The sequence below is a fragment of the Pseudomonas soli genome (assembly GCF_900110655.1).
In the GTDB taxonomy this organism is placed as follows: domain Bacteria; phylum Pseudomonadota; class Gammaproteobacteria; order Pseudomonadales; family Pseudomonadaceae; genus Aquipseudomonas; species Aquipseudomonas soli.
Window position 1 is genome coordinate 502,316 of the sequence record NZ_FOEQ01000002.1, and the last position, 26,687, is coordinate 529,002.

A 26,687-nucleotide genomic window follows, 5' to 3' on the forward strand; every position below is an offset into this window, starting at 1 on the left:
GGTCGGCTTCACGCGGAAACCCCAGCCTCCTTTACCGGAGACTGCCACGTGAAGCCGCCCGCTTGGATCCGAGAATAAAAACAAAACTCGAGGTGCTGCATGTCCGAGTCACCCAAGGCGTACATCCCTGTTGCGCCGCCACGACAGCCCCTGCCTTTGTTCCAGCTGATCCTGGTGGGTCTGCAACACGTTCTGCTGATGTACGGCGGCGCCATCGCGGTGCCGCTGATCATCGGCCAGGCGGCGGGCCTGTCCCGCGAGGAAGTCGCCTTCCTGATCAACGCCGACCTGCTGGTCGCCGGCGTTGCCACCATCATCCAATCCTTCGGTATCGGCCCGGTCGGCATTCGCATGCCGGTCATGATGGGCGCCAGCTTCGCCGCCGTCGGCAGCATGGTGGCCATGGCCGGCATGCCCGGTGTCGGCCTGCAGGGGATCTTCGGCGCGACCATCGCCGCCGGGTTCTTCGGCATGCTGATCGCGCCGTTCATGTCCAAGGTCGTGCGCTTCTTCCCGCCGCTGGTGACCGGCACGGTCATCACCTCCATCGGCTTGTCGCTGTTCCCGGTGGCGGTCAACTGGGCCGGCGGCGGCCATGACGCCGAAGCCTTCGGCGCGCCGATCTACCTGATGGTCGCCGGCCTGGTGCTGGCGGTGATCCTGCTTATCAACCGCTTCATGCGCGGGTTCTGGGTCAACGTGTCGGTACTGGTGGGCATGGGCCTGGGCTACGTGCTCGCCGGCTCCATCGGCATGGTCGACCTGTCGGGCCTGAGCGAGGCGCCGTGGCTGCAGGTGGTCACCCCCCTGCACTTCGGCATGCCGACCTTCAGCCTGGCGCCGATCCTGTCGATGTGCCTGGTGGTGGTGATCATCTTCGTCGAGTCCACGGGCATGTTCCTCGCCCTGGGCAAGGTGACCGACCGTGAAGTAACGCCGGGCATGCTGCGGCGCGGCCTGCTGTGCGATGCCGGCGCGTCGTTCATCGCCGGCTTCTTCAACACCTTCACCCACTCCTCGTTCGCCCAGAACATCGGACTGGTGCAGATGACCGGGGTGCGCTGCCGCTACGTTACGGTGATGGCCGGCGCGCTGCTGATCCTGCTCAGCCTGCTGCCCAAGGCGGCCTTCCTGATCGCTTCGATCCCGCCTGCGGTACTGGGCGGCGCGTCCATCGCCATGTTCGGCATGGTCACCGCCACCGGGATCAAGATCCTCCAGGAGGCAGACATCTCCGACCGACGCAACCAGCTGCTGGTCGCCGTCAGCGTCGGCTTTGGCCTGATCCCGGTGGTGCGCCCGGAGTTCTTCGCGCAGATGCCGCAGTGGATGGAACCCATCACCCACAGTGGCATCGCCATGGCCACCCTCAGCGCCCTGGTACTGAACCTGCTGTTCAACATCCTCGGCGGCGCCGACCGCGCCGCGCACAACGATGCCTGTCACCAGCATTGAGTGACCAGGGGCGGCGCCGCTCTGGCCGCCCCGCTTCAACCCTGTGGTAACGCAGTACCGTCGGCCCGCCGGAATGGGCCGTCCGGGGCGCCTGCGCGCCGAAAAAGCCCTTACAAAAACAATAAGTCCGGGAATCACAACATGAAGCGCATCACCACCTCCGTCCTGCTGGGCAGCAGCCTGCTGGCCACCCTCCCCGCCCATGCCGGCGAATGGCTGCAGTGGCACGGCGAAAGCCTGTCCTATCTCTACGGCAAGGACTTCAAGGTCAACCCCGATATCCAGCAGACCATCACCTTCGAGCACGCCAACAAGTGGAAGTACGGCGACACCTTCCTGTTCGTCGACAAGATCTTCTACAACGGCAAGGCCGACCCCGGCAAAGGCGTGACCACCTACTACGGTGAGTTCAGCCCGCGCCTGTCGTTCGGCAAGATCTTCGAGCGCAACCTGGCCTTCGGCCCGGTCAAGGACGTGCTGCTGGCCATGACCTACGAGCGTGGCGAGGGCGACAACGAGGCCTACCTGATCGGCCCCGGCTTCGACCTGAACGTGCCCGGCTTCAACTACTTCACCCTGAACTTCTACCTGCGCAACACCGAAGGCAGCCGCCCCGGCGACAACGTCTGGCAGATCACCCCGGCCTGGTCCTACACCATCCCGGTGGGCAAGTCCGACATTCTGATCGACGGTTACATCGACTGGGTGGTCGACAACGACCAGACCCGTCGCGGCACCTACCACGCCAACCTGCAGTTCAACCCACAGGTCAAATACGACCTGGGCAAGGCCCTGAACCTGGGCGCCAAGCAGCTTTACGTCGGCTTCGAGTACAGCTATTGGAAGGACAAGTACGGCATCGACAGCCACGGCAACGTGGACAGCAACCAGAGCGTGGCCAGCGCCCTGGTGAAGGTGCACTTCTGAAAAACTGACCGAACGCCCAAATTTGCACCACCGTGCTCCAGGACGGAGCACTTGAGGCCCGGCGCGCAAGTGAGTAATCTGCGCGCCCCCTCGATCGGGGCGGGAAGGATCCCGCCCGCGTTTGCTGACCGCTCAGTCAATGTTTCCGGGCGGTTGGCCAACGTGTTGCCAGCGTGAAATACCCATTTCATCCGTTCAGAAAGACGTCGAGCAGGATGGTTGTGCCCAACGTGGAAAAGTTGGCGCAGCTCTTGCCAAACAGCTGTGGCCAATTGAAAAAAGCTGACCCAAAAGACAAGAACAGCGCCCGAGCGCTGACAACAGATCCAATAAAGGGAGCGACACACGCAATGCGTACCATCAATAGCCTGATCCTCGCCGGCGGCCTGCTGGCCTGCGGCGCCAGCCAAGCCGGTGACCTGCTGCAATGGCAGAACAACAGCCTGACCTACCTGTGGGGCAAGAACTTCAAGGTCAACCCCGAGATCCAGCAGACCGTGACCTTCGAGCACGCCGATGCGTGGAAGTACGGCGACAACTTCTTCTTCCTCGACAAGATCTTCTATCAAGGCAAGAAGGACGCCAGCAACGGCCCGAACACCTACTACGGCGAGTTCAGTCCACGCCTGTCGTTCGGCAAGATCTTCGACCAGAAGCTCGAGTTCGGCCCGGTCAAGGACGTGCTGCTGGCCATGACCTACGAGTTCGGCGAGGGTGACACCGAGTCCTACCTGATCGGCCCCGGCTTCGACCTGGCGATCCCAGGCTTCGACTACTTCCAGCTGAACTTCTACCAGCGCACCACCGACGGCAGCCGTCCGGGCGACAATGTCTGGCAGATCACCCCGGTCTGGTCCTACACCATCCCCGTGGGTTCGTCCGACATTCTCATCGACGGCTTCATGGACTGGGTGGTGGACAACGACGAGAACCGTCGCGGCACCTACCAGGCGAACCTGCACTTCAACCCGCAGGTCAAGTACGACCTGGGCAAAGCGCTGCACCTGGGCGAGAAGCAGTTGTACGTGGGTATCGAGTACGACTACTGGAAGAACAAGTACGGCATCAAGGACAGCGATGCCTTCACTACCGATCAGAACACCATGAGCTTCCTGGTCAAGGTTCACTTCTGATCCGAGTGTAAGCCGGCCCCACAGTGATCGTGCTGTTCCTGTGGGAGCCGGCTTGCCGACGAACCGGGGCAAGCCCCGGCCAGGCGCCTCAGTTCGCGGGTCTTAGCGCCCGCCAGAACTTGCTCACGACAGCAACCACCGCCAGCACCACAGCCCCCGCAATCACCCCCGCCACACCATTGAGCAGTGCCCCGGTCAACGCCCCGCCCCGTCCTTCGCTGAACGCCTCGATGGCGTGATGCAGCGGCGCGATGCCATGCACCAGGATGCCGCCACCGACCAGGAACATCGCCGCGGTGCCGATCACCGACAGGCTTTTCATCATGTACGGCGCGGCGCGCAGGATGCCGTTGCCCACCGCCTGGCTCAGCGCCGAGGCTTTCTTGGTCATCCACAGCCCCAGGTCATCGAGCTTGACGATGCCTGCCACCAGGCCATACACCCCCAGGGTCATGACGATGGCGATCCCCGACAGCACGATGATCTGCTGGCTCAGCGGCGCATCGGCCACGGTGCCAAGGGTGATGGCGATGATCTCGGCGGAGAGGATGAAGTCGGTGCGCACAGCGCCCTTGATCTTGCTCTTCTCAAAGGCCACCAGGTCGACCTGCTCGTCGGCCACGGCCGCCTTGCGCGCTTCATGCTGCGCGTCGTCCTCGGCCTTGCTGTGCAGGAACTTGTGCGCCAGCTTCTCGAAGCCCTCGAAGCACAGGTAGGCGCCACCGACCATCAGCAGCGGAATCACCGCCCAGGGAATGAACGCACTGATCAGCAGCGCCGCCGGCACCAGGATCGCCTTGTTCACCAGCGAGCCCTTGGCCACCGCCCACACCACCGGGATCTCGCGTTCGGCGCGCACACCGGTGACCTGCTGGGCGTTGAGCGCCAGGTCGTCGCCCAGCACCCCGGCGGTCTTCTTCGCCGCGACCTTGGTCATCAACGAGACATCGTCGAGGACCGTGGCGATATCGTCGATCAATACCAGTAAGCTGCTTCCTGCCATGTCAAAATGTTTCCAGTAGGTTCGAATGGCCGGGATTCTAGCCCAAAGACGCTGCCTTGAGCGCCCGTCCGAGCGGGTGCTACCATGCCGGACCCCTCTTGGAGGGGCCAGACCCGAGGAAGATTCCCGACAATGAGCACCATTCGCGAGCGCAACAAGGAATTGATCCTGCGCGCAGCCAGTGAAGAATTCGCCGACAAGGGCTTCGCCGCCACCAAGACCAGCGATATCGCGGCCAAGGCCGGCCTGCCCAAGCCGAACGTGTACTACTACTTCAAGTCGAAGGAAAACCTCTACCGCGAGGTGCTCGAGAGCATCATCGCGCCGATCATGCAGGCCTCGACACCGTTCAACGCCGACGGCGATCCGAAAGAAGTGCTCAGCGCGTACATCCGCTCGAAGATCCGCATCTCCCGCGACCTGCCCCACGCCTCCAAGGTGTTCGCCAGTGAAATCATGCATGGCGCGCCGCACCTGTCGCCGCGCCAGGTGGAGCAGCTCAACGAGCAGGCCCGCCACAACATCGAGTGCATCCAGCGCTGGATCGAGCGCGGCCAGATCGCTCACGTCGACCCGCACCATTTGATGTTCAGCATCTGGGCGGCGACGCAAACCTATGCGGATTTCGACTGGCAGATCGCCGTGGTGACCGGCAAGGCCAAACTGGCCGACAGCGACTACGATGCGGCGGCGGAGACCATCATCCGCCTGGTGCTGAAGGGCTGCGAGCCAGAGGTGGCCTGAACCATCGCAATCGCGAGGCAAGCCCGCTCCCACGACCTGAACTGCCCTAAGCATTCAATACCTTAGGGAAAAGTCCAGGTCATGGGAGCGGGCTTGCCCCGCGATAGTTCTAAAGCCTGATCAGGCTGCAACCCCCGCGTCCGCCGTCAGCCCCACCTCTTCGATCGCACTGATCGCGCACTGCTCGTCGATATCCGACGTATCCCCGCTGATCCCCACCGCCCCCAGCACCTTGCCCTCCTGATCACGGATCAGCACGCCCCCCGGCACCGGCACCACTGGTCGCTCGCCGAGCCCGTTCAAAGCCGCATAAAAGGCGGGGCGCTGCTGCGAGTCCAGCGCCAGCAGGCGTGAACCCTTGCCCAGCGCCACCGCGCCCCAGGCCTTGCCAATGGCCACCTCGGGGCGCAGCAAGCTGGCGCCGTCCTCGCGCTGCAACGCCAGCAGATGCCCACCGGCGTCGAGCACCGCCACGGTCAAGGGCGCGGCGTTGATCTTGCGGCCTGCGGACAACGCGGCATTTACCACGCCCACGGCCTGTTTGAGGGTCAATGCGTTCATGAAAAGGTCCTCTTCTTGTTGTGAGAAGCCCTGAGGGCAGTTGAAAACCAATAGACAAGATAGAACACAACAAAGACACTGTTTGTATACAATTTTCTGATCCAATGTGTCTCACTGCGACGAAATGCCGCCCTTTTTCGCCATGACCAGCAAGTCAAACCCACCGACGAAAATGGATTGACCTTTTGCGCCGACCATGAATACACTCTGCCGCAACGCAAGTTGTATACAATTACAAAATCGATGAGGCACAAACCATGAGCAAAATGAGAGCAATCGATGCAGCCGTTCTGGTCATGCGCCGTGAAGGTGTAGATACCGCGTTCGGCATCCCCGGCGCCGCGATCAACCCGCTGTACTCGGCCCTGAAAAAAGTCGGTGGCATCGATCACGTCCTCGCTCGCCACGTCGAAGGCGCCTCGCACATGGCCGAGGGCTACACCCGCGCCAACCCGGGCAACATCGGCGTGTGCATCGGCACCTCCGGCCCTGCCGGCACCGACATGGTCACCGGCCTGTACAGCGCCTCGGCCGACTCCATCCCGATCCTGTGCATCACCGGCCAGGCCCCGCGTGCCCGCCTGCACAAGGAAGACTTCCAGGCCGTCGACATCACCAGCATCGTCAAGCCGGTGACCAAGTGGGCGACCACCGTGCTGGAGCCGGGCCAAGTGCCCTACGCGTTCCAGAAGGCCTTCTTTGAGATGCGTACTGGCCGCCCAGGCCCGGTGCTGATCGACCTGCCGTTCGACGTGCAGATGGCCGAGATCGAATTCGACATCGATGCCTACGAGCCACTGGCGATCAGCAAGCCAGCCGCCACTCGCGTACAGGCCGAAAAAGCCCTGGCCTTGCTCAATGACGCCGAGCGCCCGCTGCTGGTAGCCGGCGGCGGCATCATCAACGCCGACGCCAGCGACAAGCTGGTCGAGTTCGCCGAACTGACCGGCGTACCGGTAGTGCCAACCCTGATGGGCTGGGGCACCATCCCGGACGATCACGAATTGATGGTCGGCATGGTCGGCCTGCAGACCTCGCACCGCTACGGCAACGCGACCATGCTCAAGTCCGACCTGGTGTTCGGTATCGGCAACCGCTGGGCAAACCGCCACACCGGCTCCGTCGACGTCTACACCGAAGGCCGCAAGTTCGTGCACGTGGACATCGAACCGACCCAGATCGGCCGTGTGTTCACCCCTGACCTGGGTATCGTTTCCGACGCCGGCAAGGCCCTGGACGTGTTCCTCGAAGTGGCCCGCGAATGGAAAGCCGCAGGCAAGCTCAAGTGCCGCAAGGCCTGGCTGGAAGACTGCCAGGAACGCAAGGCTACCCTGCAGCGCAAGACCAACTTCGACAACGTCCCGGTCAAGCCACAGCGCGTGTACCAGGAAATGAACGAAGTGTTCGGCAAGGACACCACCTACGTCAGCACCATCGGCCTGTCGCAGATCGCCGGCGCGCAGTTCCTGCACGTGTACAAGCCACGCCACTGGATCAACTGCGGCCAGGCCGGCCCGCTGGGCTGGACCATCCCTGCCGCCCTCGGTGTGGTCAAGGCCGACCCGAAACGCAAGGTGGTCGCGCTGTCCGGTGACTACGACTTCCAGTTCATGATCGAAGAGCTGGCGGTGGGCGCGCAGTTCAACCTGCCCTACGTCCACGTGCTGGTGAACAACGCCTACCTCGGCCTGATCCGCCAGGCGCAGCGTGGTTTCGACATGGATTACTGTGTACAACTGGCGTTCGAGAACATCAATTCCACCGACGCCGCCACCTACGGTGTCGACCACGTCGCCGTGGTCGAGGGCCTGGGCTGCAAGGCCATCCGCGTGTTCCAACCGGCCGAGATCGCCCCTGCCCTGCTCAAGGCGCAGAAGATGGCCGAAGAGTTCCGCGTGCCGGTGGTGGTCGAAGTGATTCTCGAGCGTGTGACCAACATTTCCATGGGCACCGAGATCAACGCGGTCAACGAGTTCGAAGACCTCGCCCTGGTCGGCAACGACGCGCCGACCGCCATCTCGCTGCTGGACTGATCGCCTGACGCCCCCGCGCCGCGCGCGGGGGCAATCAACGCAAGGAGACGACTTATGCCTCGCTTCGCCGCCAACCTGTCCATGCTGTTCACCGAACAGGACTTCCTGGCTCGCTTCAAGGCCGCCGCCGACGCTGGTTTCAGCGGCGTCGAATACCTCTTCCCGTACGATTTCAGCGCCGCCGAGATCAAGCAGCAGCTCGACGCCCATGGCCTGACCCAGGTGCTGTTCAACCTGCCGGCCGGCGACTGGTCGAAAGGTGAGCGCGGCATCACCTGCCACCCCGACCGCGTCGAAGAGTTCCGCGCAGGCGTCGACAAGGCCATCGAGTACGCCAAGGTGCTGGGCAACACCCAGGTCAACGCCCTGGCCGGCATCCGTCCGCAAGGCCCGGACTGCGCCACCGTGCGCAAGACCTTCGTGGAAAACCTGCGCTACGCCGCCGACAAGCTCAAGGCCGCCGGCATCCGCCTGGTCATGGAAATGATCAACACCCGCGACATCCCGGGCTTCTACCTGAACACCACGAAACAGGCCCTGGAAATCCAGGCCGAGGTGGGCAGCGACAACCTGTTCCTGCAGTACGACATCTACCACATGCAGATCATGGAAGGTGACCTGGCGCGCACCCTGGAAACCAACCTCAAGCTGATCAACCACGTGCAGCTGGCCGACAACCCGGGCCGCCACGAGCCGGGTACCGGCGAGATCAACTACCGCTTCCTGTTCGAGCACCTGGACCGCATCGGCTACCAGGGCTGGGTGGGCGCGGAGTACAAGCCCAAGACCACCACCGAGGCGGGTTTGGGCTGGCTGAAGACGCATAACGCAATCTGAAGGCCGAGCGCAGGCCCGCTCCTGAAAGGCCTGCACCGCCTGCTCCATCGAGATTCAACAATTACAACGAGGTAATCTCTCATGGCTAAAATCGGTTTCATCGGCACCGGCATCATGGGCAACCCCATGGCCCAGAACCTGCAAAAAGCAGGTCACAGCATCTTCGTCTCGACCCACCACGACGCAGCTCCGGCCAACCTGATCGCCGCTGGCGGCGTGGCCCTGGCCAACCCGAAGGAAGTGGCCCAGGAAGCTGAGTTCATCATCGTCATGGTGCCCGACACCCCACAGGTCGAAAGCGTGCTGTTCGGTGAAAACGGCGTCGCCGAAGGCGTGGGCCCGAACAAGGTGGTGATCGACATGAGCTCGATCTCGCCTACCGCCACCAAAGCCTTCGCCGAGAAGATCAAGGCCACCGGCGCCGCCTACCTGGACGCCCCGGTGTCCGGCGGCGAAGTCGGTGCCAAGGCCGCGACCCTGAGCATCATGGTCGGCGGTTGCCCGAAAGCCTTCGAGCGCGCCCTGCCGCTGTTCGAAGCCATGGGCAAGAACATCACCCGCGTCGGTGGTAACGGCGACGGCCAGACCGCCAAGGTGGCCAACCAGATCATCGTCGCCCTGAACATCCAGGCCGTTGCCGAAGCCCTGCTGTTCGCCGCCAAGAACGGCGCCGACCCGGCCAAGGTGCGTGAAGCACTGATGGGCGGCTTCGCTTCCTCGAAGATCCTCGAAGTGCATGCCGAGCGCATGATCAAGGGCACCTTCGACCCAGGCTTCCGCATCAACCTGCACCAGAAGGACCTGAACCTGGCCCTGCAAGGCGCCAAGGAGCTGGGCATCAACCTGCCCAACACCTCCAATGCCCAGCAAGTGTTCAACACCTGCCAGGCCCTGGGCGGCGGCAACTGGGACCACTCGGCGCTGATCAAGGGCCTGGAGCACATGGCCAACTTCTCGATCCGCGACGACAAGTGATTTGAATCCGGGGGCTGCTGCGCAGCCCTTTCGCCGGCTTGCCGGCGATGAATCCAACACCGTTCTCCTGCAACCACAGGTCGAAAGGTGACCCCGAGCAACACCCGCCCCTGGTTCGGCCTGCACGGAGGCAGTTCCAGGGGCGTTTTCGATTTTGCAGAACAACAAGAATCTGGGAGCCTGCCATGTCGGTCGATCCACAAAAATTCCTGCGCGAGCTGTTCGACACAGCCATCGCTGCCGCCCACCCCCGTCAGGTCCTCGAACCCCACCTGCCCGCCGACCGTAGCGGCCGGGTCATCGTCATCGGCGCCGGCAAGGCCGCCGCCGCCATGGCCGAAGTGGTCGAAAAGAGCTGGCAGGGCGAGGTCTCGGGCCTGGTCGTGACCCGCTACGGCCACGGCGCCAGCTGCCAGAAGATCGAGGTGGTCGAAGCCGCCCACCCGGTCCCCGATGCCGCCGGCCTGGCCGTGGCCAAGCGCGTGCTCGCGCTGGTCAGCAACCTCAGCGAAGACGACCGCGTCATCTTCCTGCTCTCCGGCGGCGGTTCCGCCCTGCTGGCCCTGCCCGCCGAAGGTCTGACCCTGGCCGACAAGCAGCAGATCAACAAGGCACTGCTGAAGTCCGGCGCCACCATCGGCGAGATGAACTGCGTGCGCAAGCACCTCTCGGCGATCAAGGGCGGGCGCCTGGCCAAGGCCTGCTGGCCGGCCACCGTCTATACCTACGCGATTTCCGATGTACCCGGCGACCTGGCCACGGTCATCGCCTCCGGCCCCACCGTGGCCGACCCCAGCACCTCGGCCGACGCCCTGGCGATCCTCAAGCGCTACAACATCGAAGCGCCCAAGGCCGTCATCGACTGGCTCAATAATCCGGCATCGGAAACCGTCAAAGCGGACGACCCCGCCCTTTCGCGCAGCCACTTCCAGCTGATCGCCCGGCCCCAGCAGTCGCTCGAAGCCGCCGCGGTGAAAGCCCGCCAGGCCGGGTTCAGCCCGCTGATCCTCGGTGACCTGGAAGGCGAGTCGCGCGAGGTGGCCAAGGTGCATGCCGGCATCGCCCGCCAGGTCGTCCTGCACGGCCAGCCGCTGAAGGCGCCCTGCGTGATCCTGTCCGGCGGCGAGACCACCGTCACCGTGCGCGGCAATGGCCGTGGCGGGCGCAACGCCGAGTTCCTGCTCAGCCTTACCGAAAGCCTCAAGGGCCTGCCGGGGGTGTACGCATTGGCCGGTGATACCGACGGCATCGACGGCTCCGAGGACAACGCCGGCGCCTTCATGACCCCGGATAGCCACGCCCGCGCCGAGGCCCTGGGCCTGTCGGCCAGCGATGAGCTGGACAACAACAACGGCTATGGCTACTTCGCCGCGCTCGACGCGCTGATCGTCACCGAGCCGACCCGCACCAACGTCAACGACTTCCGCGCCATCCTGATCCTCGAGACCGACCCTCATGACGCCTGATAAAAAAGTAAAAATCCTCGCCACCCTCGGGCCTGCGATCAAGGGCATCGATGACATCCGCCAGCTGGTCGAGGCCGGGGTGAACATCTTCCGCCTCAACTTCAGCCACGGCGAACACGCCGACCACGCCCTGCGCTACCAGTGGATCCGCGAAGTCGAGCAGCAGCTCAACTACCCGCTGGGCATCCTCATGGACCTGCAGGGGCCGAAGCTGCGCGTCGGTCGCTTCGCCGACGGCAAGGTGCAACTGCAACGCGGCCAGGCCCTGCGCCTGGACTTGGACAAGACCCCGGGCGACAGCCGCCGCGTGAACCTGCCACACCCGGAGATCATCGCCGCGCTGGAGCCCGGCATGGACCTGCTGCTCGATGACGGCAAGCTGCGCCTGCGGGTGACCGCCAAGCACAGCGATGCCATCGACACCGAAGTGCTGGCCGGCGGCGAGCTGTCCGACCGCAAGGGCGTCAACGTGCCGCAAGCCGTGCTTGAGCTCTCCCCGCTCACCGAAAAGGACCGCCGTGACCTCACCTTCGGCCTCGAGCTGGGCGTGGACTGGGTGGCCCTGTCGTTCGTGCAGCGCCCGCAGGACATCCTCGAAGCACGCGAGCTGATCGGCGACCGCGCCTACCTGATGGCCAAGATCGAGAAGCCCTCGGCGGTCGAGCAACTGCAGGCCATCGCCGAGCTGTCCGACGCGATCATGGTCGCCCGTGGCGACCTGGGCGTGGAAGTGCCGGCCGAGAGCGTGCCGCAGATCCAGAAGGGCATCATCAATACCTGCCGCCAGCTGGGTAAACCTGTGGTGGTGGCCACGCAGATGCTCGAATCCATGCGTTTCTCCCCGGCACCGACCCGCGCCGAGGTCACTGATGTGGCCAACGCCGTGGCCGAAGGCGCCGACGCGGTGATGCTGTCGGCCGAGACCGCCTCGGGCGACTACCCGCTGGAGGCCGTGCAGATGATGAGCAAGATCATCCGCCAGGTGGAGAACGGCCCGGACTACCAGGCCCAGCTCGACGTGGGCCGGCCCAAGGCCGAAGCCACCGTGTCGGATGCCATCAGCTGCGCGATCCGCCGTATCAGCGGCATCCTGCCGGTGGCGGTGCTGGTCAACTACAGCGAGTCGGGGAACTCCACCCTGCGCGCCGCTCGCGAGCGACCACGGGCGCCGATCCTCAACCTGACGCCGAACCTGAACACCGCCCGCCGCCTGAGCGTGGCCTGGGGCGTGCACTCGGTGGTCAACGACCGCCTGCGCCAGGTCGACGAGGTTGTCTCGACGGCGCTGGAAATCGCCCAGGCCCAAGGCATGGCCAGTCGTGGCGACACGCTGCTGATCACTGCCGGTGTGCCTTTCGGCAAGCCGGGTTCGACTAATACGCTGCGGATCGAGACCCTAGTCTGAGATCGCCGGGGGCGCTGTGCGCCCCTTTTCGCCGGCAAGCCGGCTCCCACAGGAATCATGCATGCCTTTGTGGGAGCCGGCTTGTCGTGGCGACGAACCGCGGCGAAAGGAGGGCAAAGCCCTCCCGACACACCGAACCTGCGGAAAACCGAGGCCCGAAGAGGCCCACCGCTCCCCCACTCACCTTACCGACTGCCCATGTACACCAAGAATTTCGTCAACCCGTGCCCCGACTGGGCCACGGCCTTGCTCAACGGCTTCAGCCAGGTGCTGCTGCTGCGCAACCCCCTGTGCGGCCTGTGCTGCCTGCTGGCCATCCTGCTGACCGCGCCGAACCTGGTCGGCGGCGCCCTGCTCGGCGCCCTGGCCGGCCTGCTCACCGCCCAACGCCGCGGCTACGACCGCGCCGACCGCCAGGCCGGGCTGTACTGCTACAACGGCGTGCTGATCGGCATCCTGATCAGCGCCGTATTGCCCTGGTCGGCGATCCTGCCACCGCTGATCATCGCCGCCGGCGGCCTTTCGAGCATGCTCACCCACCAATGGCGCAAGCGCGGCGGCAAGCTGCTGATCGCCTACACCGCGCCATTCGTGCTGCTGGGCTGGGCCGCGTTGCTGCTGACCGAGCCGTCGGCCAACGGCTATGTCGAAGCGGATCCGGTGTATGCCCTGCTGCGCGGCGTGGGGCAGATCTTTTTGCTCGACAAGCCCATGGCCGGCCTGCTGATCGTCATCGGCATGTACTTCGCCAACCCCTATGCCGCCACCTGGGCGCTGATCGGCTCGGCCATCGGCGGTGGTGTCGCGCTGCTGGCTGGAGAAACGCAGGCCGCGTGGCTGGGGTTGCATGGCTTCAACGCAGCCCTCGCGGCCCTGGCCTTCAGTCGCCAGGGCGAGAAACCCTGGGTGACCTTGCTCGCCATCGCCTGCGCCCTGCTGCTGCAACCGCTGTTCAACCTGCTGCCGATCGCCGGGTTGACCGCGCCGTTCGTGACCGCGTGCTGGCTGATGCACCTGGGCAACCACCTGGTGCAGCTCAACCAGCGCCGCAACGCGCCTCGCTTGCACAGCTGATACCCAGCCCCTAGGCTCTGCCCATCCACACAATGGAACGCGCCCATGGACCACCCTTCGAGCCTGCGCGAGCGGCTCTACGTCATCGTCTTCCAGACCGACACCGTCGCTGGAAGACGCTTCGACAAGATCCTCCTGCTGATCATCCTCGCCAGCCTGGTCACGGTGATCCTCGACAGCATCGACGACGTTCACCAGAACTACGCCGGGTTGCTGGCCGGCATCGAGTGGGGTTTTACGGCGATCTTCCTCGCCGAGTACATCACCCGCCTGTACTGCTCGCCCAAGCCACTGCGCTATGCATTCAGCTTCTACGGGCTGGTCGACCTGCTGGCGATCGTGCCGGGGATCATCGCCCTGTACTACAGCGACGCCCAATACCTACTGATCATCCGCGTGGTGCGCATGCTGCGGATCTTCCGCGTGCTCAAGCTCAGCCCGTACTTGAAGCAGGCCCATTACCTGTTGGCGGCGCTGCAGGGCAGCAAGCAGAAGATCATCGTGTTCCTGGTCAGCGTGTCGACCCTGGTCACGGTGTTCGGCACGCTGATGTACGTGATCGAAGGGCCGGAGCACGGCTTTACCAGCATTCCCAAGGGCATCTACTGGGCCATTGTCACCCTGACCACGGTAGGCTTCGGCGATATCGTGCCGAAGACGCCGCTGGGGCAGGTGCTGTCGTCACTGGTGATGATCACCGGTTACTCGATCATTGCCGTGCCCACCGGCATCTTCACCGCCGAACTGGCCAATGCCCTGCGTGGCGAGCAGTTGCAGCATGACTGCCCGACCTGCGCCAAGCACCACCACGAGCATGGCGCGGCGTTCTGTTCGCGCTGTGGCAATGCGTTGTTTCCAAAGCAATAGGCAGCGTCCCAAGGCGGGGCAAGCATAAGCAAAGAGCCATTTGATCTTTAGCGACCAAAGCGCCAAACGCTATAGTCGCTGGCATATCGCCAACCCTTTGAATCAGAACAAGGAATGCCCCCAGTGAAAAAACTCTTCAGCGCCTCGCTGCTCGCCGCGGGCCTGGCCCTGGGCAACCTCGCCCAGGCCGCCCCGACTCTGCTCAACGTCTCCTACGACGTGATGCGCGACTTCTACAAGGACTACAACCCGGCGTTCCAGAAGCACTGGGAGGCCGAGCACAAGGAGAAGGTCAATGTGCAGATGTCCTTCGGCGGCTCGAGCAAGCAGGCGCGCGCGGTGATCGATGGCCTGCCGGCCGACGTGATCACCATGAACATGGCCACCGACATCAACGCCCTGGCCGACAACGGCAAGCTGGTGCCGGACAACTGGGTGAGCCGCCTGCCGAACAACAGCGCGCCGTTCACCTCGGCCACCGTGTTCATCGTGCGCAAGGGCAACCCCAAGGCGCTGAAGGACTGGCCGGACCTGCTCAAGGACGGCGTGCAGGTGATCGTGCCCAACCCCAAGACCTCGGGTAACGGCCGCTATACCTACCTCTCGGCCTGGGGCTACGTGCTCAAGCAGGGCGGTGACGAAACCAAGGCCCGCGACTTCGTCGGCAAGCTGTTCAAGCAGGCGCCGGTGCTCGATACCGGTGGCCGCGCCGCCACCACCACCTTCATGACCAACCAGATCGGCGACGTGCTGGTGACCTTCGAGAACGAGGCCGAGATGATTGCCCGCGAGTTCGGCCGCGACCAGTTCGAAGTGGTCTACCCGAGCGTGTCGGCCGAGGCCGAGCCGCCAGTGAGCGTGGTCGACAAGGTGGTGGCCAAGAAAGGTACCCAGGCCGTGGCCGAGGAATACCTGAAGTACCTGTGGTCGCCGGAGGCCCAGGAGATCGCCGCGAACAACTACCTGCGTCCGCGTGACGCCACCGTGCTGGCCAAGTACACCGACCGTTTCCCGAAAGTCGACTTCCTGTCGGTGGAGAAGACCTTCGGCGACTGGCGCACTGTGCAAAAGACCCACTTCAATGACGGTGGCGTGTTCGACCAGATCTATACCAACAAGTAACTACACCCCCTGTAGGAGCGGGCTTGTCCCCTCCTACAGGAGCCCTGCTTTCAGGCCTGCTGACGAAACACCAGCGCCTTCAGCCCCCCCTCCGGATCCGCATCCGGAAACTCCGGCGGATTCTCCAGCCGCTCGACAAACACCAGCCCCGGCGCCTGCTCGGCCATCCCCTCGATGAGAAACTGCGGCCCGATCCCCGGATCGTTGACGCAGGCCAGTACCGTGCCGCCTTCAGTCAACAACTCCGGCAAACGCCGAAGGATCTTGGCGTAGTCCTGGGTCAGCACGAAGCTACCGCGCTGGAAGGTTGGCGGATCGATGATGATCAGGTCGTACGGCCCGTACTTGCGCACCTTGCCCCACGACTTGAACAGCTCATGCCCCAGGTACGCCACCCGCGAGGCGTCATGGCCATTGAGCCGGTGGTTGTCGCGGCCCCGGGACAGCGCCGACTTGGCCATGTCCAGGTTGACCACCTGCTCGGCGCCGCCGGCAATCGCCGCCACCGAGAAGCCGCAGGTGTAGGCGAACAGGTTGAGCACGCGCTTACCGCCCGCCTGCTCGCGCACCCAGCGCCGGCCGTAGCGCATGTCGAGGAACAGGCCGTTGTTCTGTCGCACGCCCAGGTCGAGCAGGTATTTCAGGCCATCCTCGACCACCTCGCGCTGCTGGCACGGTGCGCCCCACAGCCACTGGCCGGGGCTGTCGGGCAGGTAGCGGTGCTGCAGCAGGATGGCCTGGCCGCTCCACTGCGGGCGCTCGGCCAGTGCCATCAGCATCGCTTCAAGCTCGGCCAGCTGGCCCTCGGGCGGTTCGCGGAACAGCGCCACCAGCAACACGCCGTCGAGCCAGTCGACGGTGATCTGTTCAAGCCCCAGCCAGCAGCGGCCACGGCCATGGAACAGGCGGCGAGTCTCCTGGGGGGCGGGGTCGAGGGCGGCGAGCAGGTGCTGCTCGAGGGTGGCGATGGCTGGGCTCATGTCGGCTACGGTCAGGCAAAAGCGCCATTCTACCCGCTCGCGGCTGGGCCGGGCGGCCATCAATGAAGGGGATGAGAGGGTTTGCGGCACTTTTGTCGCTTTTTTCTTGCCGGGGCGCTGTGGATAGTGCGGCCATCCCTCCCTGAAACCGGATCACTGCCATGTCACCCCTGAAAGTCGAATTCTTCCACGATGTCGTCTGCGGCTGGTGCTTCGTCCTCGCCCCGCGCCTGAAGCAGCTGCAGGACGAACTGAACCTGGACGTGCAGCACCGCAGCTTCATCCTGCAGACCAGCCGCGAAGCTATGGTCGAGCGCTTCGGCTCGATGCCCAAGGCCAAGGAGACCATCCTCAGCCACTGGCTGTCGTGCTCGCGCGCCGAGGACGTCAAGCGCATCAACATCGAAGCCATGCGCCAGCAGGATTTCGAGTACCCCACCGGCCTGCTCGCAGGCCTCGCCTGCCAGACCGCCAAGGCACTGGGTGGCAACGAAGGCCACGAGCGCATGTTCGACCGCCTGCAGGAAGCCCACCTGGTGCAGGCCCGCAACATCGGTGACCGCGCCACCGTGCTGGCGGTGGCCGCCGAAGCCGATTTCGACCCGCTGGCCTTCGCCACGGCATTCGACCAGCAGGCCCCGCAGATGCTCGAGGAAGAGCTGGCCCAGGGCCGGCGACTGGGCATCAGTTCGGTGCCCAGCCTGGTGATCGACGGTCGCTACCTGGTCCCCGGCGCGCTGAGCCTTGAGCAACTGCGCCAGACCTTCATCCAGGTCCGTGCCAACCATAAGCAGGCACAAGGAGCCACCCAATGAAAAGCCGTTACTGGATCGCCGCCGGCACTTCCCTGTCGCTGCTGGCCATGGCCCTGCTGCCCGCTCCGGCGGTAGTGGCCAACGACGCCCCCGCCGCCCAGGCAAACGCCACCCCGGTGGCAATCGCCCGCGTGCAGTCGGGCCCGATGCCGCAGGTGCTCAGCGCCGTCGGCACCCTGGAGGCGGTACACCAGGTCAATGTCTCGCCCGAGGTCGGCGGGCGCATCACCGCGCTGGAGTTCACCGCCGGCAAGGCCGTGGCCGCAGGCCAGGTGCTGGTCAAGCTCAACGACGCGCCCGAACGCGGCGAGCTGGCCAAGCTGCAGGCCCAGGCCAAGAACGCCAAGCTGGCCCTGGAGCGCACGCGCAAGGTGCTGCCGCTGGCCTCCACCCAGGCCCAGCTGGACCAGGCCCAGGCCAACTACGACCAACTGCTCGGCGAGATCGCCCAGGTCCAGGCGCAGATCGCGCAGAAGACCATCCGCGCCCCGTTCGCCGGTGTGCTGGGCATCCGCAAGGTCAACCTCGGCCAGTACGTCAGCCCCGGCGACAGCCTGGTGACCCTCACCGAGCTGTCGCGCCTGCACGTCAACTTCCCACTGCCCGAGCAGTCCGCCGCCGCCCTGCAGGCCGGCCAGGCCATCACCCTCAAGGTCGACGCCTGGCCGCAGCAGCGCTTTGTCGCCGCGGTCACCACCCTGGAGCCGCAGATCGACCCGGGCGCCCGCTCGATGCTGGTGCAAGCGACCCTCGACAACCCCGGCCAGCAACTCAAGCCGGGCATGTTCGCCAACGTCAGCATCGAGCTGCCGAGCCACGCCGATGTGCTGAGCGTGCCGGAGACGGCGATCAGCTACAGCGCCTACGGCAACTCGCTGTACGTGCTGCGCGAGAAGGACGGCGCCCTGCGCGTGGAGCAGGTGTTCGTCAAGCTCGGCGCGCGCCGCGACGACCGCGTGGTGGTGCTCGATGCGCTGACCCCGGGCGACCGCGTGGTGGTGTCCGGGCAGATCCGCCTGAGCAACGGCATGCCGGTGCGGGTCACCGACGACACCCTGGCCGCCAGCACCACGCGCAAGCCGGACCTGGCCCAGCAGTAATGGGTTTGCGTGCCACTGAAAAGGACCTGTAGCACCATGAAATTCACCGACCTGTTCATCCGCCGCCCGGTACTGACCCTGGTGGTCTGCGCGATGATCGTCATGCTTGGCCTGTTGGCGCTGCTGAACCTGCCGATCCGCCAGTACCCGCAGCTGGAAAGCGCGACCATCACCATCACCACCGAATACCCCGGCGCCCGCTCGCAGCTGATGCAAGGCTTCGTCACCCAGCCCATTTCGCAGGCCGTGGCCTCGGTCGACGGCGTCGACTACCTGAGCTCGACCTCGACCCAGGGCAAGAGCGTCATCACCGTGCGCCTGAAGCTCAACGCCGACTCCAACAAGGCCCTCACCGAGATCATGGCCGCCGTCAACCAGGTCAAGTACCGCCTGCCCGAAGGCGCCTACGACTCGGTGGTGGCCAAGTCTTCCGGCGAAGGCACGGCGGTGATCTACGTCGGCTTCTCGAGCAAGGACATCGGCCTGCCGGCGATCACCGACTATATCTCCCGCGTGGTTCAGCCGCGCCTGGCGGCCATCGACGGCGTGGCCGAGGCGCAGATCCTCGGCGGCCAGAAACTGGCCATGCGCCTGTGGCTGGACCCGGCGCGCATGGCCGCGCGCAACCTGTCGGCCAGCGACGTGGCCGAGGCCATCCGCCAGAACAACTTCCAGGCCGCCCCCGGGCAGACCAAGGGCCAGTACGTCTCGGCCAACATCAACATCAACACCGACCTGACCAGCGTCGACCAGTTCCGCCAGATGGTGGTGCGTCGCGACGGCGACACGCTGATCCGCCTGAGCGACATCGGCACCGCCGAGCTCGGCGCCACCTCCTATGACACCAGCGGCATCATGGACGGCGAGCCTGCGGTGTTCATCGGCCTGCACGCCACCCCCGCCGGCAACCCGCTGACCATCGTCGGTTCAGTGCAGGAAATGATGCCGCAGATCCGCGAGACCATGCCGCCGGGCATGACCGCCAATATCGTGTTCGAAGTGGCGCGCTTCATCCAGGCGTCCATCGATGAAGTGGTCAAGACCCTGGTCGAGGCGGTGGTGATCGTCGCCGTGGTGATCTTCCTGTTCCTCGGCTCGCTGCGCAGCGTGCTGATCCCGCTGGTGACCATCCCGCTGTCGCTGATCGGCGCGGCGGCGATCATGAGCCTGTTCGGGTTCAGCATCAACCTGCTGACCCTGCTGTCGATGGTCCTGGCCATCGGCCTGGTGGTGGACGACGCCATCGTCGTGGTGGAGAACGTCCACCGGCATATCGAGGAAGGCAAGTCGCCTTTGCAGGCGGCCTTGGTCGGCGCCCGCGAGATCGCCGGCCCCGTGATCGCCATGACCCTGACCCTGGCCGCGGTGTACGCCCCCATCGGCCTGATGGGCGGGCTGACCGGCGCGCTGTTCAAGGAGTTCGCCTTCACCCTCGCCGGTGCCGTGGTGGTGTCCGGCGTGGTAGCGCTCACCCTGTCGCCGGTGATGAGCGCCTTCCTGCTCAACCGCCAGGCCAGCGAAGGCCCGATGGCCCGTGGCGCCGAGCGTTTCTTCCACTGGCTGGGCAACGGCTATGGCCGTTTGCTTGACGTGTCCCTGCACCACCGCTGGGTCACCCTGGCCATCGCCGTGGCGGTGTTCGTCAGCCTGCCGATCCTCTACCTCGGCGCCCAGCGCGAACTGGCGCCGGTCGAGGACCAGGCCCAGGTGCTGGCGGTGGCCAAGGCCCCGCAGTACGCCAACATCGATTACACCCAGATGTACGCGCACCGCATGGACCGCCTGTTCGCCACCTTCCCGGAAACCGACATCACCTGGGTGGTCAACGGCAACGACGGCCCGCGCACCGCGTTCGGCGGCGCCAACCTGAGCACCTGGGAAAAGCGCCAGCGCAGCGCCGACCAGCTGCAAGCCGAGATCCAGAAAGCCGTGGGCGAGATCGAGGGCGTGGCCATCTTCGCCTTCCAGCTGCCGCCGCTGCCCGGCTCCACCGGCGGCCTGCCGGTGCAGATGGTGATCCAGAGCTCCCAGGACCACCGCGTGGTGTTCGACGCCATGGACAAGATCAAGCAGGCGGCCACGGCCAGCGGCCTGTTCGCCGTGGTCGACAGCGACCTGGACTTCAACAGCCCGCTGGTCAACATCAACATCGACCGCAGCAAGGCCAACGACCTGGGCATCAGCATGCAGGCCATCGGCGATGCCCTGGCGGTGCTGGTGGGCGAGAACTACGTCAACCGCTTCGCCCTCGACGGCCGCTCCTACGACGTGATCCCGCAGGTGGCACGGGCCCAGCGCCTGTCGGCCGAGATGCTGGTGGGCCAGTACGTCAAGGCCGCCAACGGCGCCCAGGTGCCGCTGTCGACCCTGGTCAGCTTCGACATGTCGATCGAGCCGAACAAGCTGACCCAGTTCAACCAGCTCAACTCGGCCACCCTGCAGGCGGTGCCGGCGCCGGGCGTGAGCATCGGCGACGCGGTGCAGTTCCTCGCCGCCCAGGCCAATGCCCTGCCCACCGGCTTCAGCCATGACTGGCTGTCCGATGCCCGCCAGTTCGTCCAGGAAGGCAGTGCCCTGGTGGTGACGTTCATCTTCGCCATCCTGGTCATCTACCTGGTGCTGGCCGCGCAGTTCGAAAGCCTGCGCGACCCGCTGGTGATCCTGGTCAGCGTGCCGATGTCGGTGTGCGGCGCGCTGATCCCGCTGTACCTGGGCTACGCCACGGTGAACATCTACACGCAGATCGGCCTGGTGACCCTGGTCGGCCTGATCAGCAAGCACGGCATCCTCATGGTCGAGTTCGCCAACGACCTGCAGCAGGCCGACCAGCTCGACCGCCGCACGGCCATCGAGCGCGCCGCGCAGATCCGCCTGCGGCCGATCCTGATGACCACCGCGGCCATGGTGGTGGGCCTGGTGCCATTGCTGCTGGCCAGCGGCGCCGGCGCCCACAGCCGCTTCAGCCTGGGCCTGGTGATCGTCATCGGCATGCTGGTCGGCACCCTGTTCACCCTGTTCATCCTGCCCACCGTGTACTCGCTGCTGGCCAAGGACCACCGAGCCAGTGAGGACCAACGCCTGCAGGAACTGGCCGCCTACACCCAGCCAGCCTGACCCCTTAGCCCGCCCTCCCCTGTGGCAGCCATGACCGGCTGCCCCTGGGAGCGGCCGGCCCGAATAAAGAGAAACGACATGCTACGTAAGACCCTTCTGCCCCTGCTGCTGCTGGCGCCCCTGGCCCAGGCCGTTGCCGCCGAGCGTGCGACGCTGATGTCGGTGTACGCCCAGGTGGTCGAGCACAACAGCGACATGGCCGCCGCCCGCGAGAACTACCTGGCCCGCCGCGAGGCCGTGCCCCTGGCCCGCGCCCGCCTGCTGCCGCAGGTGGCCCTGGATGCCGAGGCCGGCGACGTGCGCAGCGACCGCCGCCAGGTCGAGCAGCGCAGCGGCAGCCTGTACCGCCTGAGCCTCGACCAGCCGTTGTTCGACCTCAGCCGCTGGTTCGACTACAAGGCCGCGCAGTCCGAGAACGAACAGGCCGAACTGGACTTCTCGGCATTCCAGCAGCAGTTGATCCTCGACACCGCCAGCAGCTACTTCGACACCCTGCTGGCCGAGGACAACCTGGCCACCGCCAAGGCCGAGCTGCGCGCCTTCGACCGCCAGCTGCAGCAGACCCGGCTGAGCTACGACGCCGGCCTGTCCGACCAGAACGACATGCTCTCGGCCCAGGCCAGCTTCGACCGCGCCAGCGCCAACCTGATCGACAGCCAACGCCGCAGCGAGGACGCCTACCAGGCACTGATGCGCTTGACTGGCCAGGCGCAGCCGGCATTGGCCGGGATCCGCCACAGCCTGCCGGTGCAGGCGCCGGTGCCCGAGCGCGCCGAGGCCTGGGTCGAACAGGCCATGGCGCAGAACCTGCGCCTGCGCGCCAGTCAGGCCGCCGTCAGCCAGGCCGGCCAGACCCTGCGCAGCAGCAAGGCCGATCACCTGCCGACGTTCAACCTGGCCGTGGGCTACGCCGAGGGCGACAGCGACCTGATGGATTCCAGCGCGCACTTCGGCCAGCGCTCCGGCAACCAGCGCGACAGCTCGGTAATGGTGCAGATGAAGCTGCCGCTGTTCAGCGGCGGTGGCACCAGCGCGCGGGTGCGCCAGGCCACCCATGAGCTGGCACGCACCGAGTACGGCCGCACCAGCCTCGAGCGCGAGGTGTTGGAAGGTTCACGCAACGCCTTCCGCGCGGTGGTCAGCGATGTCGAGCAGGTGCGGGCGCGGCGCCAGAGCATCATCTCCAGCCAGGGCTCGTTGCGGGCCACCGAGGCGGGGTATGAGGTGGGCAGCCGCAACATCGTCGATATCCTCGATGCCCAGCGCGACCTGTACAACGCGGTGCGCGACTACAACGTCTCGCGCTATGCGTACATCGTCGACAGCCTGCGGCTCAAGCAGCAGGCCGGCAGCCTGAGCCCGGAGGACCTGCGCGAATTGGCGGGGTACCTGAAGCTGGATTACGAGCCGGAGCGGGATTTCCTGCCGAGTGATTTGCGCGGGTGAGTTTTTGAGTATGACGGGAGTGTTGTTGCGCCCTTGAGATCGAGCGCCGCGCGGGCGGCGCTCGGTCTCGTAGGCGCTGCACCACTACCGGCGAACACCTCGAATAGCGTGCGCGCAAGCCATCACCCCGGCCGATACTCCCGGCACCGCTCCCGCAGTATCTGCGCCAGCAAGCGCACCTCGGGACTGTGCCGATATTCCTCGGGATACCCCATGTACATCGGCACCTCCCGCTCCCGCTGATGCTGCAGGTTGACCCGCACCAACCGTCCTTGCGCCAACCCCTGCTGCACCCGGTGCTCCGGCAGCCAGGCAAAGCCCATCCCCCGCTCGACGAAGCTCTCGGCCGCCGCCAGGCTGCTCACCGTCCAGCGCTGCGAGGTCCCCAGCCAGCCGCTGTTCTGCGAATTGCGCGTGCCGGAATCGCGGATCACCACCTGCCGGTGGTTCTTCATGTCGTCCAGGCTCAACTCCCCCTGCGCCGCGCTCAGCGGGTGGCTGGCTCCCACCACGCAGATCAACGAGACATTCAGCAAGAACTCCTGCAGATACCCCGAGGGCAGGCTGCTGGCGATGCCCAGCTCGACCTTGCCGTCTTCGAGCAGCTCGCGGGCCCCGGACAACGCCGTCTCGTACAGGCGGATACGGTGATCCTTGTACTCCAGGGCAAACTCCTGCAATGCCTGCTGCAGCAATTCGATGGGGAACAGCACATCCACCGCCAGCGCCTGTTCGGTGAACAACCCCGGCTGGTACTGGTTGGCCAGGTGCTCGAGCTTCTGCGCCGCGCCCAGCAGGTGCTTGGCCTGGGGCAGCAGCGCCTTGCCCAGCGAGGTGAGCACGGCCTTGCGCCCTTCGATGATGAACAGCTCCTGGCCCAGGAGCATTTCCATGCGGTTGACCGAATGGCTGATCGCCGACTGAGACTTGTACATGTGCTCGCCGGCCTGCTGGAAACCGCCGCACTCGACCGTGCAGACGAACGCGCGCCACTGATCGAGACTGATCTTGGAAAACACCATCACCTCCTTGTGTGCCCGAAAACCGGGCGACGAATCCGTTGTCCTGCGGCGTTGTACCACAGCTGCCGCCAACACATGAAGACCGTGCCGTGATGCACGCACTTTTTGTCACTATTCGCCCAGGCCGCTTCGTGCGACAACAACGTCCCGCACAGTGCCTGGCACTAATGGATGAATAATGGACAAGGAGCGTCCCCCATGCAGATATGCACAAGCGATACGGCATAAAACAATAGCCGGAACAACACGGCAAAATAAAAGGCGATAACGCCATAAAATTTTCATATTAAGATAATTGAAAATTTTAATTGCCATATTGTTCGACAATCCCTTCCCAAGCCTTTTATGAAAGCCGCGTGACAGCACGGGGCCTGCGCCTGCGCGCAAAAAAATGCATAACTTAATAGCCAAGAAAACCATGAACAGGCGTCATCAATCCCATCGGAATTATTCGCTTTTTTTGGCAAAAGCTTCAGCCGCAATAATTAAATGGCCAGCAGGGACTGGCACCGGAACAACAAGACCGGTTGTGTATTTTGGGATTTTTTCAACAGTGAAAAATAATTGGGCATACACATGAAAATCGGCATTGATGATATTGGGCTGTCTGTACCGCAACACTTTTTCGCACTGGAAGAACTTGCCGAACGGCACGGTATCGACCCGCAGAAATACCTGGTCGGCATCGGCCAGGAGTTCATGGCCGTGCCGGCCCCGGACGAAGACATCGTGACCCTGGCGGCCAACGCCGCCCTGCCGCTGCTCGATGACGCCAGCCGCGCCTCGATCGCCACGGTGATCCTCGCCACCGAGAGCGGCATCGACCAGTCCAAGGCCGCCGGCCTGTTCGTCCACAGCCTGCTCGGCCTGCGCGCCGACTGCCGCGTGGTGGAGTTCAAGCAGGCCTGCTACGGCGCCACCGCCGGCTTGCAGATGGCCCGTGCGCTGGTCGCCCAGCGTCCTCACGAAAAGGTGCTGGTAATCGCCACCGACATCGCCCGCTACGAGCAGAACTCCGAGGGCGAATGCACCCAGGGCGCCGGCGCCGTGGCCATGATCGTGGCCGAGAACCCGCGCCTGCTGGAGCTGCACCCGCACCAGGGCCGCTACAGCCTGGACGTCTCGGACTTCTGGCGGCCGAACCTGCGCAGCACCGCGCTGGTCGATGGCAAGCTGTCGATCGAGGTCTACCTGGAGTCGCTGCGCAACGCCTGGCAGAGCTACCGCGCCGACGGCGGCCTGGGCCTGGAAGACATGAGCTTCCTGTGCTTCCACCAGCCGTTCACCAAGATGGCGAAGAAAGCCTTCTCGGTGTTCGAGGCGATCGAACCCGAAGCAGCCAAGGCCCTGGGCGAGAAGGCCTACTCCACCAGCCAGCTGTACGGCAAGGCCATCGGCAACTGCTACACCGCCTCGCTGTACATCGCCCTGCTGTCGCTGCTGGACAACAGCGACGAGGACCTGACCGGCCGCAACATCGGCCTGTTCAGCTACGGTTCGGGCAGCGTCGGCGAGTTCTTCAGCGCCACCGTGGTGCCGGGCTACCAGGCTCATTCGCGGCGCAAGGCGCATGCGCGCATGCTGGCCAGCCGCACCCGCCTGGGCCATGAGCAGTACAGCAACTGGTTCTACGGCGACAACCACCCGGCCGTGGCCGACTACAGCACCCCGTACGTCACCGGCGGCGCGTTCCGCTACGGCGGTTGCGAGGGCTATCGCCGTCAGTACGAGAGCACCGCCCTGTCCCTGAAGATGGCGAGCTGACGACCATGAGCGACGTGCTGCTGAGCTGGCCGCAACCTGCGGTCGCCTGCCTGACCCTGAACCGTCCGCATGCCGGCAACGCCCTCGACGAGGCCCTGCTCGGGGCCTTGCACGAGCAGTTGCAGGCCCTCGTCGAGCACCCTGGGCTGCGCGCCCTGGTGCTCGACGGCGCCGGCGAGCACCTGTGCACCGGGGCGGACCTGGAGTGGATGCGCCGCAGCCGCGAGTTCGACCATGCGCGCAACCTGGAGGACGCCAGCCTGCTGGCCAACGTCCTGCAGCGCCTGGACGACTTCCCGGTGCCGGTGCTGATGCTGGCCCGCGGCGCGGTGTTCGGCGGGGCCTTGGGCCTCTTGTGCTGCGCCGACCACGTGCTGGCCGCCGAGGATGCGCGCTTCTGCTTCAGCGAGGCGCGCCTGGGCCTGGCCCCGGCCTTGATCAGCCCCTACGTGGTGCGCGCCATGGGCGTGCGCCAGGCACGGCGCTACATGCTCTCGGCCGAGGTGTTCGGCGCCGAGGACGCGCTGCGCCTGCAGCTGGTCCACCGCCTGGTGCCCGCCGCCGAGCTGGAGCAGGCCCGCGACCGCTGGCTGGCCACCCTGCTGCAGACCGGCCCCCAGGCCAGTCGCGAGATCAAGCAGATGCTGGCGCGCCTGGCAGGCCGCGACCACCTGCTCGACGAGCAGGGTTGCAACCTGCAGCTGATCGCCCGCCTGCGCACCTCCAGCGAGGGCCAGCACGGTCTTGCCGCCTTTTTCGAACGCAGCCGCCCCGACTGGGCGCAATGAACCCTGGGTGCGCGGACCACGAAGCCCGCGCCGTTCCGGCGTCGCCGACGACGCCC

The 26,687-nt window shown here is 65.2% G+C and carries 22 protein-coding genes; 18 read left to right on the forward strand and 4 right to left on the reverse strand.

The features are described from left to right. The first annotated feature begins 99 nt into the window (after positions 1-99). The 3 genes from BMY03_RS06860 (at position 100) to BMY03_RS06870 (ending at position 3,515) form a co-directional block, all read left to right on the forward strand. Entirely contained in the window at positions 100-1,455 is a 1,356-nt protein-coding gene (locus BMY03_RS06860; protein WP_046856489.1) for a nucleobase:cation symporter-2 family protein, read from the forward strand. Positions 1,456-1,596: 141 nt separating this feature from the next. Beyond that, positions 1,597-2,382 (forward strand): outer membrane protein OmpK, encoded by a 786-nt coding sequence (locus tag BMY03_RS06865; protein WP_046856490.1) that lies wholly within the window; start codon positions 1,597-1,599, stop codon positions 2,380-2,382. 350 nt (positions 2,383-2,732) lie between these two features. Further along, complete coding sequence (locus BMY03_RS06870) at positions 2,733-3,515, forward strand: outer membrane protein OmpK (RefSeq protein WP_023629829.1); 783 nt, start codon at positions 2,733-2,735, stop codon at positions 3,513-3,515. An 88-nt stretch (positions 3,516-3,603) separates the two neighbouring features. Here BMY03_RS06870 and BMY03_RS06875 read toward each other — a convergent pair whose 3' ends face one another. Next, on the reverse strand, positions 3,604-4,518 hold the full coding sequence (locus BMY03_RS06875; RefSeq protein WP_023629828.1) for a DUF808 domain-containing protein: 915 nt from the start codon (positions 4,516-4,518) through the stop codon (positions 3,604-3,606). A gap of 132 nt (positions 4,519-4,650) precedes the next feature. Here BMY03_RS06875 and BMY03_RS06880 point away from each other — a divergent pair, with 132 nt between their 5' ends. Next, positions 4,651-5,262 carry a TetR/AcrR family transcriptional regulator gene (locus BMY03_RS06880; protein WP_023629827.1) on the forward strand — a complete coding sequence of 204 codons (612 nt, stop codon included), beginning with the start codon at positions 4,651-4,653 and terminating at the stop codon, positions 5,260-5,262. Positions 5,263-5,382: 120 nt separating this feature from the next. On the opposite strand, the gene BMY03_RS06885 is transcribed toward BMY03_RS06880, so the two are convergent. Beyond that, the gene (locus BMY03_RS06885) at positions 5,383-5,823 is read right to left on the reverse strand and encodes a GlcG/HbpS family heme-binding protein (protein ID WP_038705698.1); all 441 of its coding nucleotides are present in this window, start codon (positions 5,821-5,823) and stop codon (positions 5,383-5,385) included. Between the two features lie 257 nt (positions 5,824-6,080). On the opposite strand from BMY03_RS06885, the gene gcl reads away from it, so the two are divergent. From gcl to BMY03_RS06925, 8 genes are all read left to right on the forward strand, one after another. Beyond that, the gene (gene gcl, locus BMY03_RS06890) at positions 6,081-7,856 is read left to right on the forward strand and encodes a glyoxylate carboligase (RefSeq protein ID WP_023631170.1); all 1,776 of its coding nucleotides are present in this window, start codon (positions 6,081-6,083) and stop codon (positions 7,854-7,856) included. A gap of 54 nt (positions 7,857-7,910) precedes the next feature. Next, positions 7,911-8,693, forward strand: a complete 783-nt coding sequence (gene hyi / locus BMY03_RS06895) for a hydroxypyruvate isomerase (protein WP_046856495.1) — start codon at positions 7,911-7,913, stop codon at positions 8,691-8,693. An 81-nt stretch (positions 8,694-8,774) separates the two neighbouring features. Beyond that, entirely contained in the window at positions 8,775-9,668 is an 894-nt protein-coding gene (locus BMY03_RS06900) for a 2-hydroxy-3-oxopropionate reductase (RefSeq protein WP_023631172.1), read from the forward strand. A gap of 185 nt (positions 9,669-9,853) precedes the next feature. After that, positions 9,854-11,134, forward strand: coding sequence for a glycerate kinase type-2 family protein (locus BMY03_RS06905; protein WP_038705697.1), 1,281 nt, complete (start codon positions 9,854-9,856; stop codon positions 11,132-11,134). After that, a complete protein-coding gene (gene pyk / locus BMY03_RS06910) occupies positions 11,124-12,539 on the forward strand; it encodes a pyruvate kinase (RefSeq protein ID WP_046856497.1) in 1,416 nt (471 codons plus the stop codon). Before BMY03_RS06905 ends, pyk begins: the two co-directional genes overlap by 11 nt. Before the next feature lie 198 nt (positions 12,540-12,737). Continuing rightward, positions 12,738-13,613 carry an urea transporter gene (locus BMY03_RS06915; RefSeq protein ID WP_038705695.1) on the forward strand — a complete coding sequence of 292 codons (876 nt, stop codon included), beginning with the start codon at positions 12,738-12,740 and terminating at the stop codon, positions 13,611-13,613. Between the two features lie 45 nt (positions 13,614-13,658). Further along, on the forward strand, positions 13,659-14,480 hold the full coding sequence (locus BMY03_RS06920; protein ID WP_094010614.1) for an ion transporter: 822 nt from the start codon (positions 13,659-13,661) through the stop codon (positions 14,478-14,480). A 123-nt stretch (positions 14,481-14,603) separates the two neighbouring features. Beyond that, positions 14,604-15,602 carry a sulfate ABC transporter substrate-binding protein gene (locus BMY03_RS06925; protein ID WP_094010615.1) on the forward strand — a complete coding sequence of 333 codons (999 nt, stop codon included), beginning with the start codon at positions 14,604-14,606 and terminating at the stop codon, positions 15,600-15,602. A gap of 50 nt (positions 15,603-15,652) precedes the next feature. Here the strand turns inward: BMY03_RS06925 and BMY03_RS06930 are convergent, their stop codons facing one another. Continuing rightward, positions 15,653-16,582, reverse strand: coding sequence for a class I SAM-dependent methyltransferase (locus BMY03_RS06930; RefSeq protein ID WP_094010757.1), 930 nt, complete (start codon positions 16,580-16,582; stop codon positions 15,653-15,655). 161 nt (positions 16,583-16,743) lie between these two features. Here BMY03_RS06930 and BMY03_RS06935 point away from each other — a divergent pair, with 161 nt between their 5' ends. The 4 genes from BMY03_RS06935 to BMY03_RS06950 all read left to right on the forward strand — a co-directional run bounded on the left by BMY03_RS06935 (position 16,744) and on the right by BMY03_RS06950 (position 23,057). Continuing rightward, a complete protein-coding gene (locus BMY03_RS06935; protein WP_094010616.1) occupies positions 16,744-17,397 on the forward strand; it encodes a DsbA family oxidoreductase in 654 nt (217 codons plus the stop codon). Next, positions 17,394-18,497, forward strand: coding sequence for an efflux RND transporter periplasmic adaptor subunit (locus BMY03_RS06940; RefSeq protein WP_094010617.1), 1,104 nt, complete (start codon positions 17,394-17,396; stop codon positions 18,495-18,497). The genes BMY03_RS06935 and BMY03_RS06940 overlap by 4 nt, the downstream gene beginning before the upstream one ends. 36 nt (positions 18,498-18,533) lie before the next feature. Next, the gene (locus tag BMY03_RS06945; RefSeq protein ID WP_094010618.1) at positions 18,534-21,611 is read left to right on the forward strand and encodes a MexW/MexI family multidrug efflux RND transporter permease subunit; all 3,078 of its coding nucleotides are present in this window, start codon (positions 18,534-18,536) and stop codon (positions 21,609-21,611) included. Between the two features lie 78 nt (positions 21,612-21,689). Continuing rightward, positions 21,690-23,057 (forward strand): TolC family outer membrane protein, encoded by a 1,368-nt coding sequence (locus BMY03_RS06950; protein WP_094010619.1) that lies wholly within the window; start codon positions 21,690-21,692, stop codon positions 23,055-23,057. Positions 23,058-23,179: 122 nt separating this feature from the next. Here the strand turns inward: BMY03_RS06950 and BMY03_RS06955 are convergent, their stop codons facing one another. Then, positions 23,180-24,076 carry a LysR family transcriptional regulator gene (locus BMY03_RS06955; RefSeq protein ID WP_158659540.1) on the reverse strand — a complete coding sequence of 299 codons (897 nt, stop codon included), beginning with the start codon at positions 24,074-24,076 and terminating at the stop codon, positions 23,180-23,182. 579 nt (positions 24,077-24,655) lie between these two features. Here BMY03_RS06955 and BMY03_RS06960 point away from each other — a divergent pair. Continuing rightward, positions 24,656-25,843, forward strand: coding sequence for a hydroxymethylglutaryl-CoA synthase (locus tag BMY03_RS06960; RefSeq protein WP_094010621.1), 1,188 nt, complete (start codon positions 24,656-24,658; stop codon positions 25,841-25,843). A 5-nt stretch (positions 25,844-25,848) separates the two neighbouring features. Continuing rightward, the gene (locus BMY03_RS06965) at positions 25,849-26,631 is read left to right on the forward strand and encodes an enoyl-CoA hydratase-related protein (RefSeq protein ID WP_094010622.1); all 783 of its coding nucleotides are present in this window, start codon (positions 25,849-25,851) and stop codon (positions 26,629-26,631) included. Positions 26,632-26,687 lie beyond the last annotated feature (56 nt).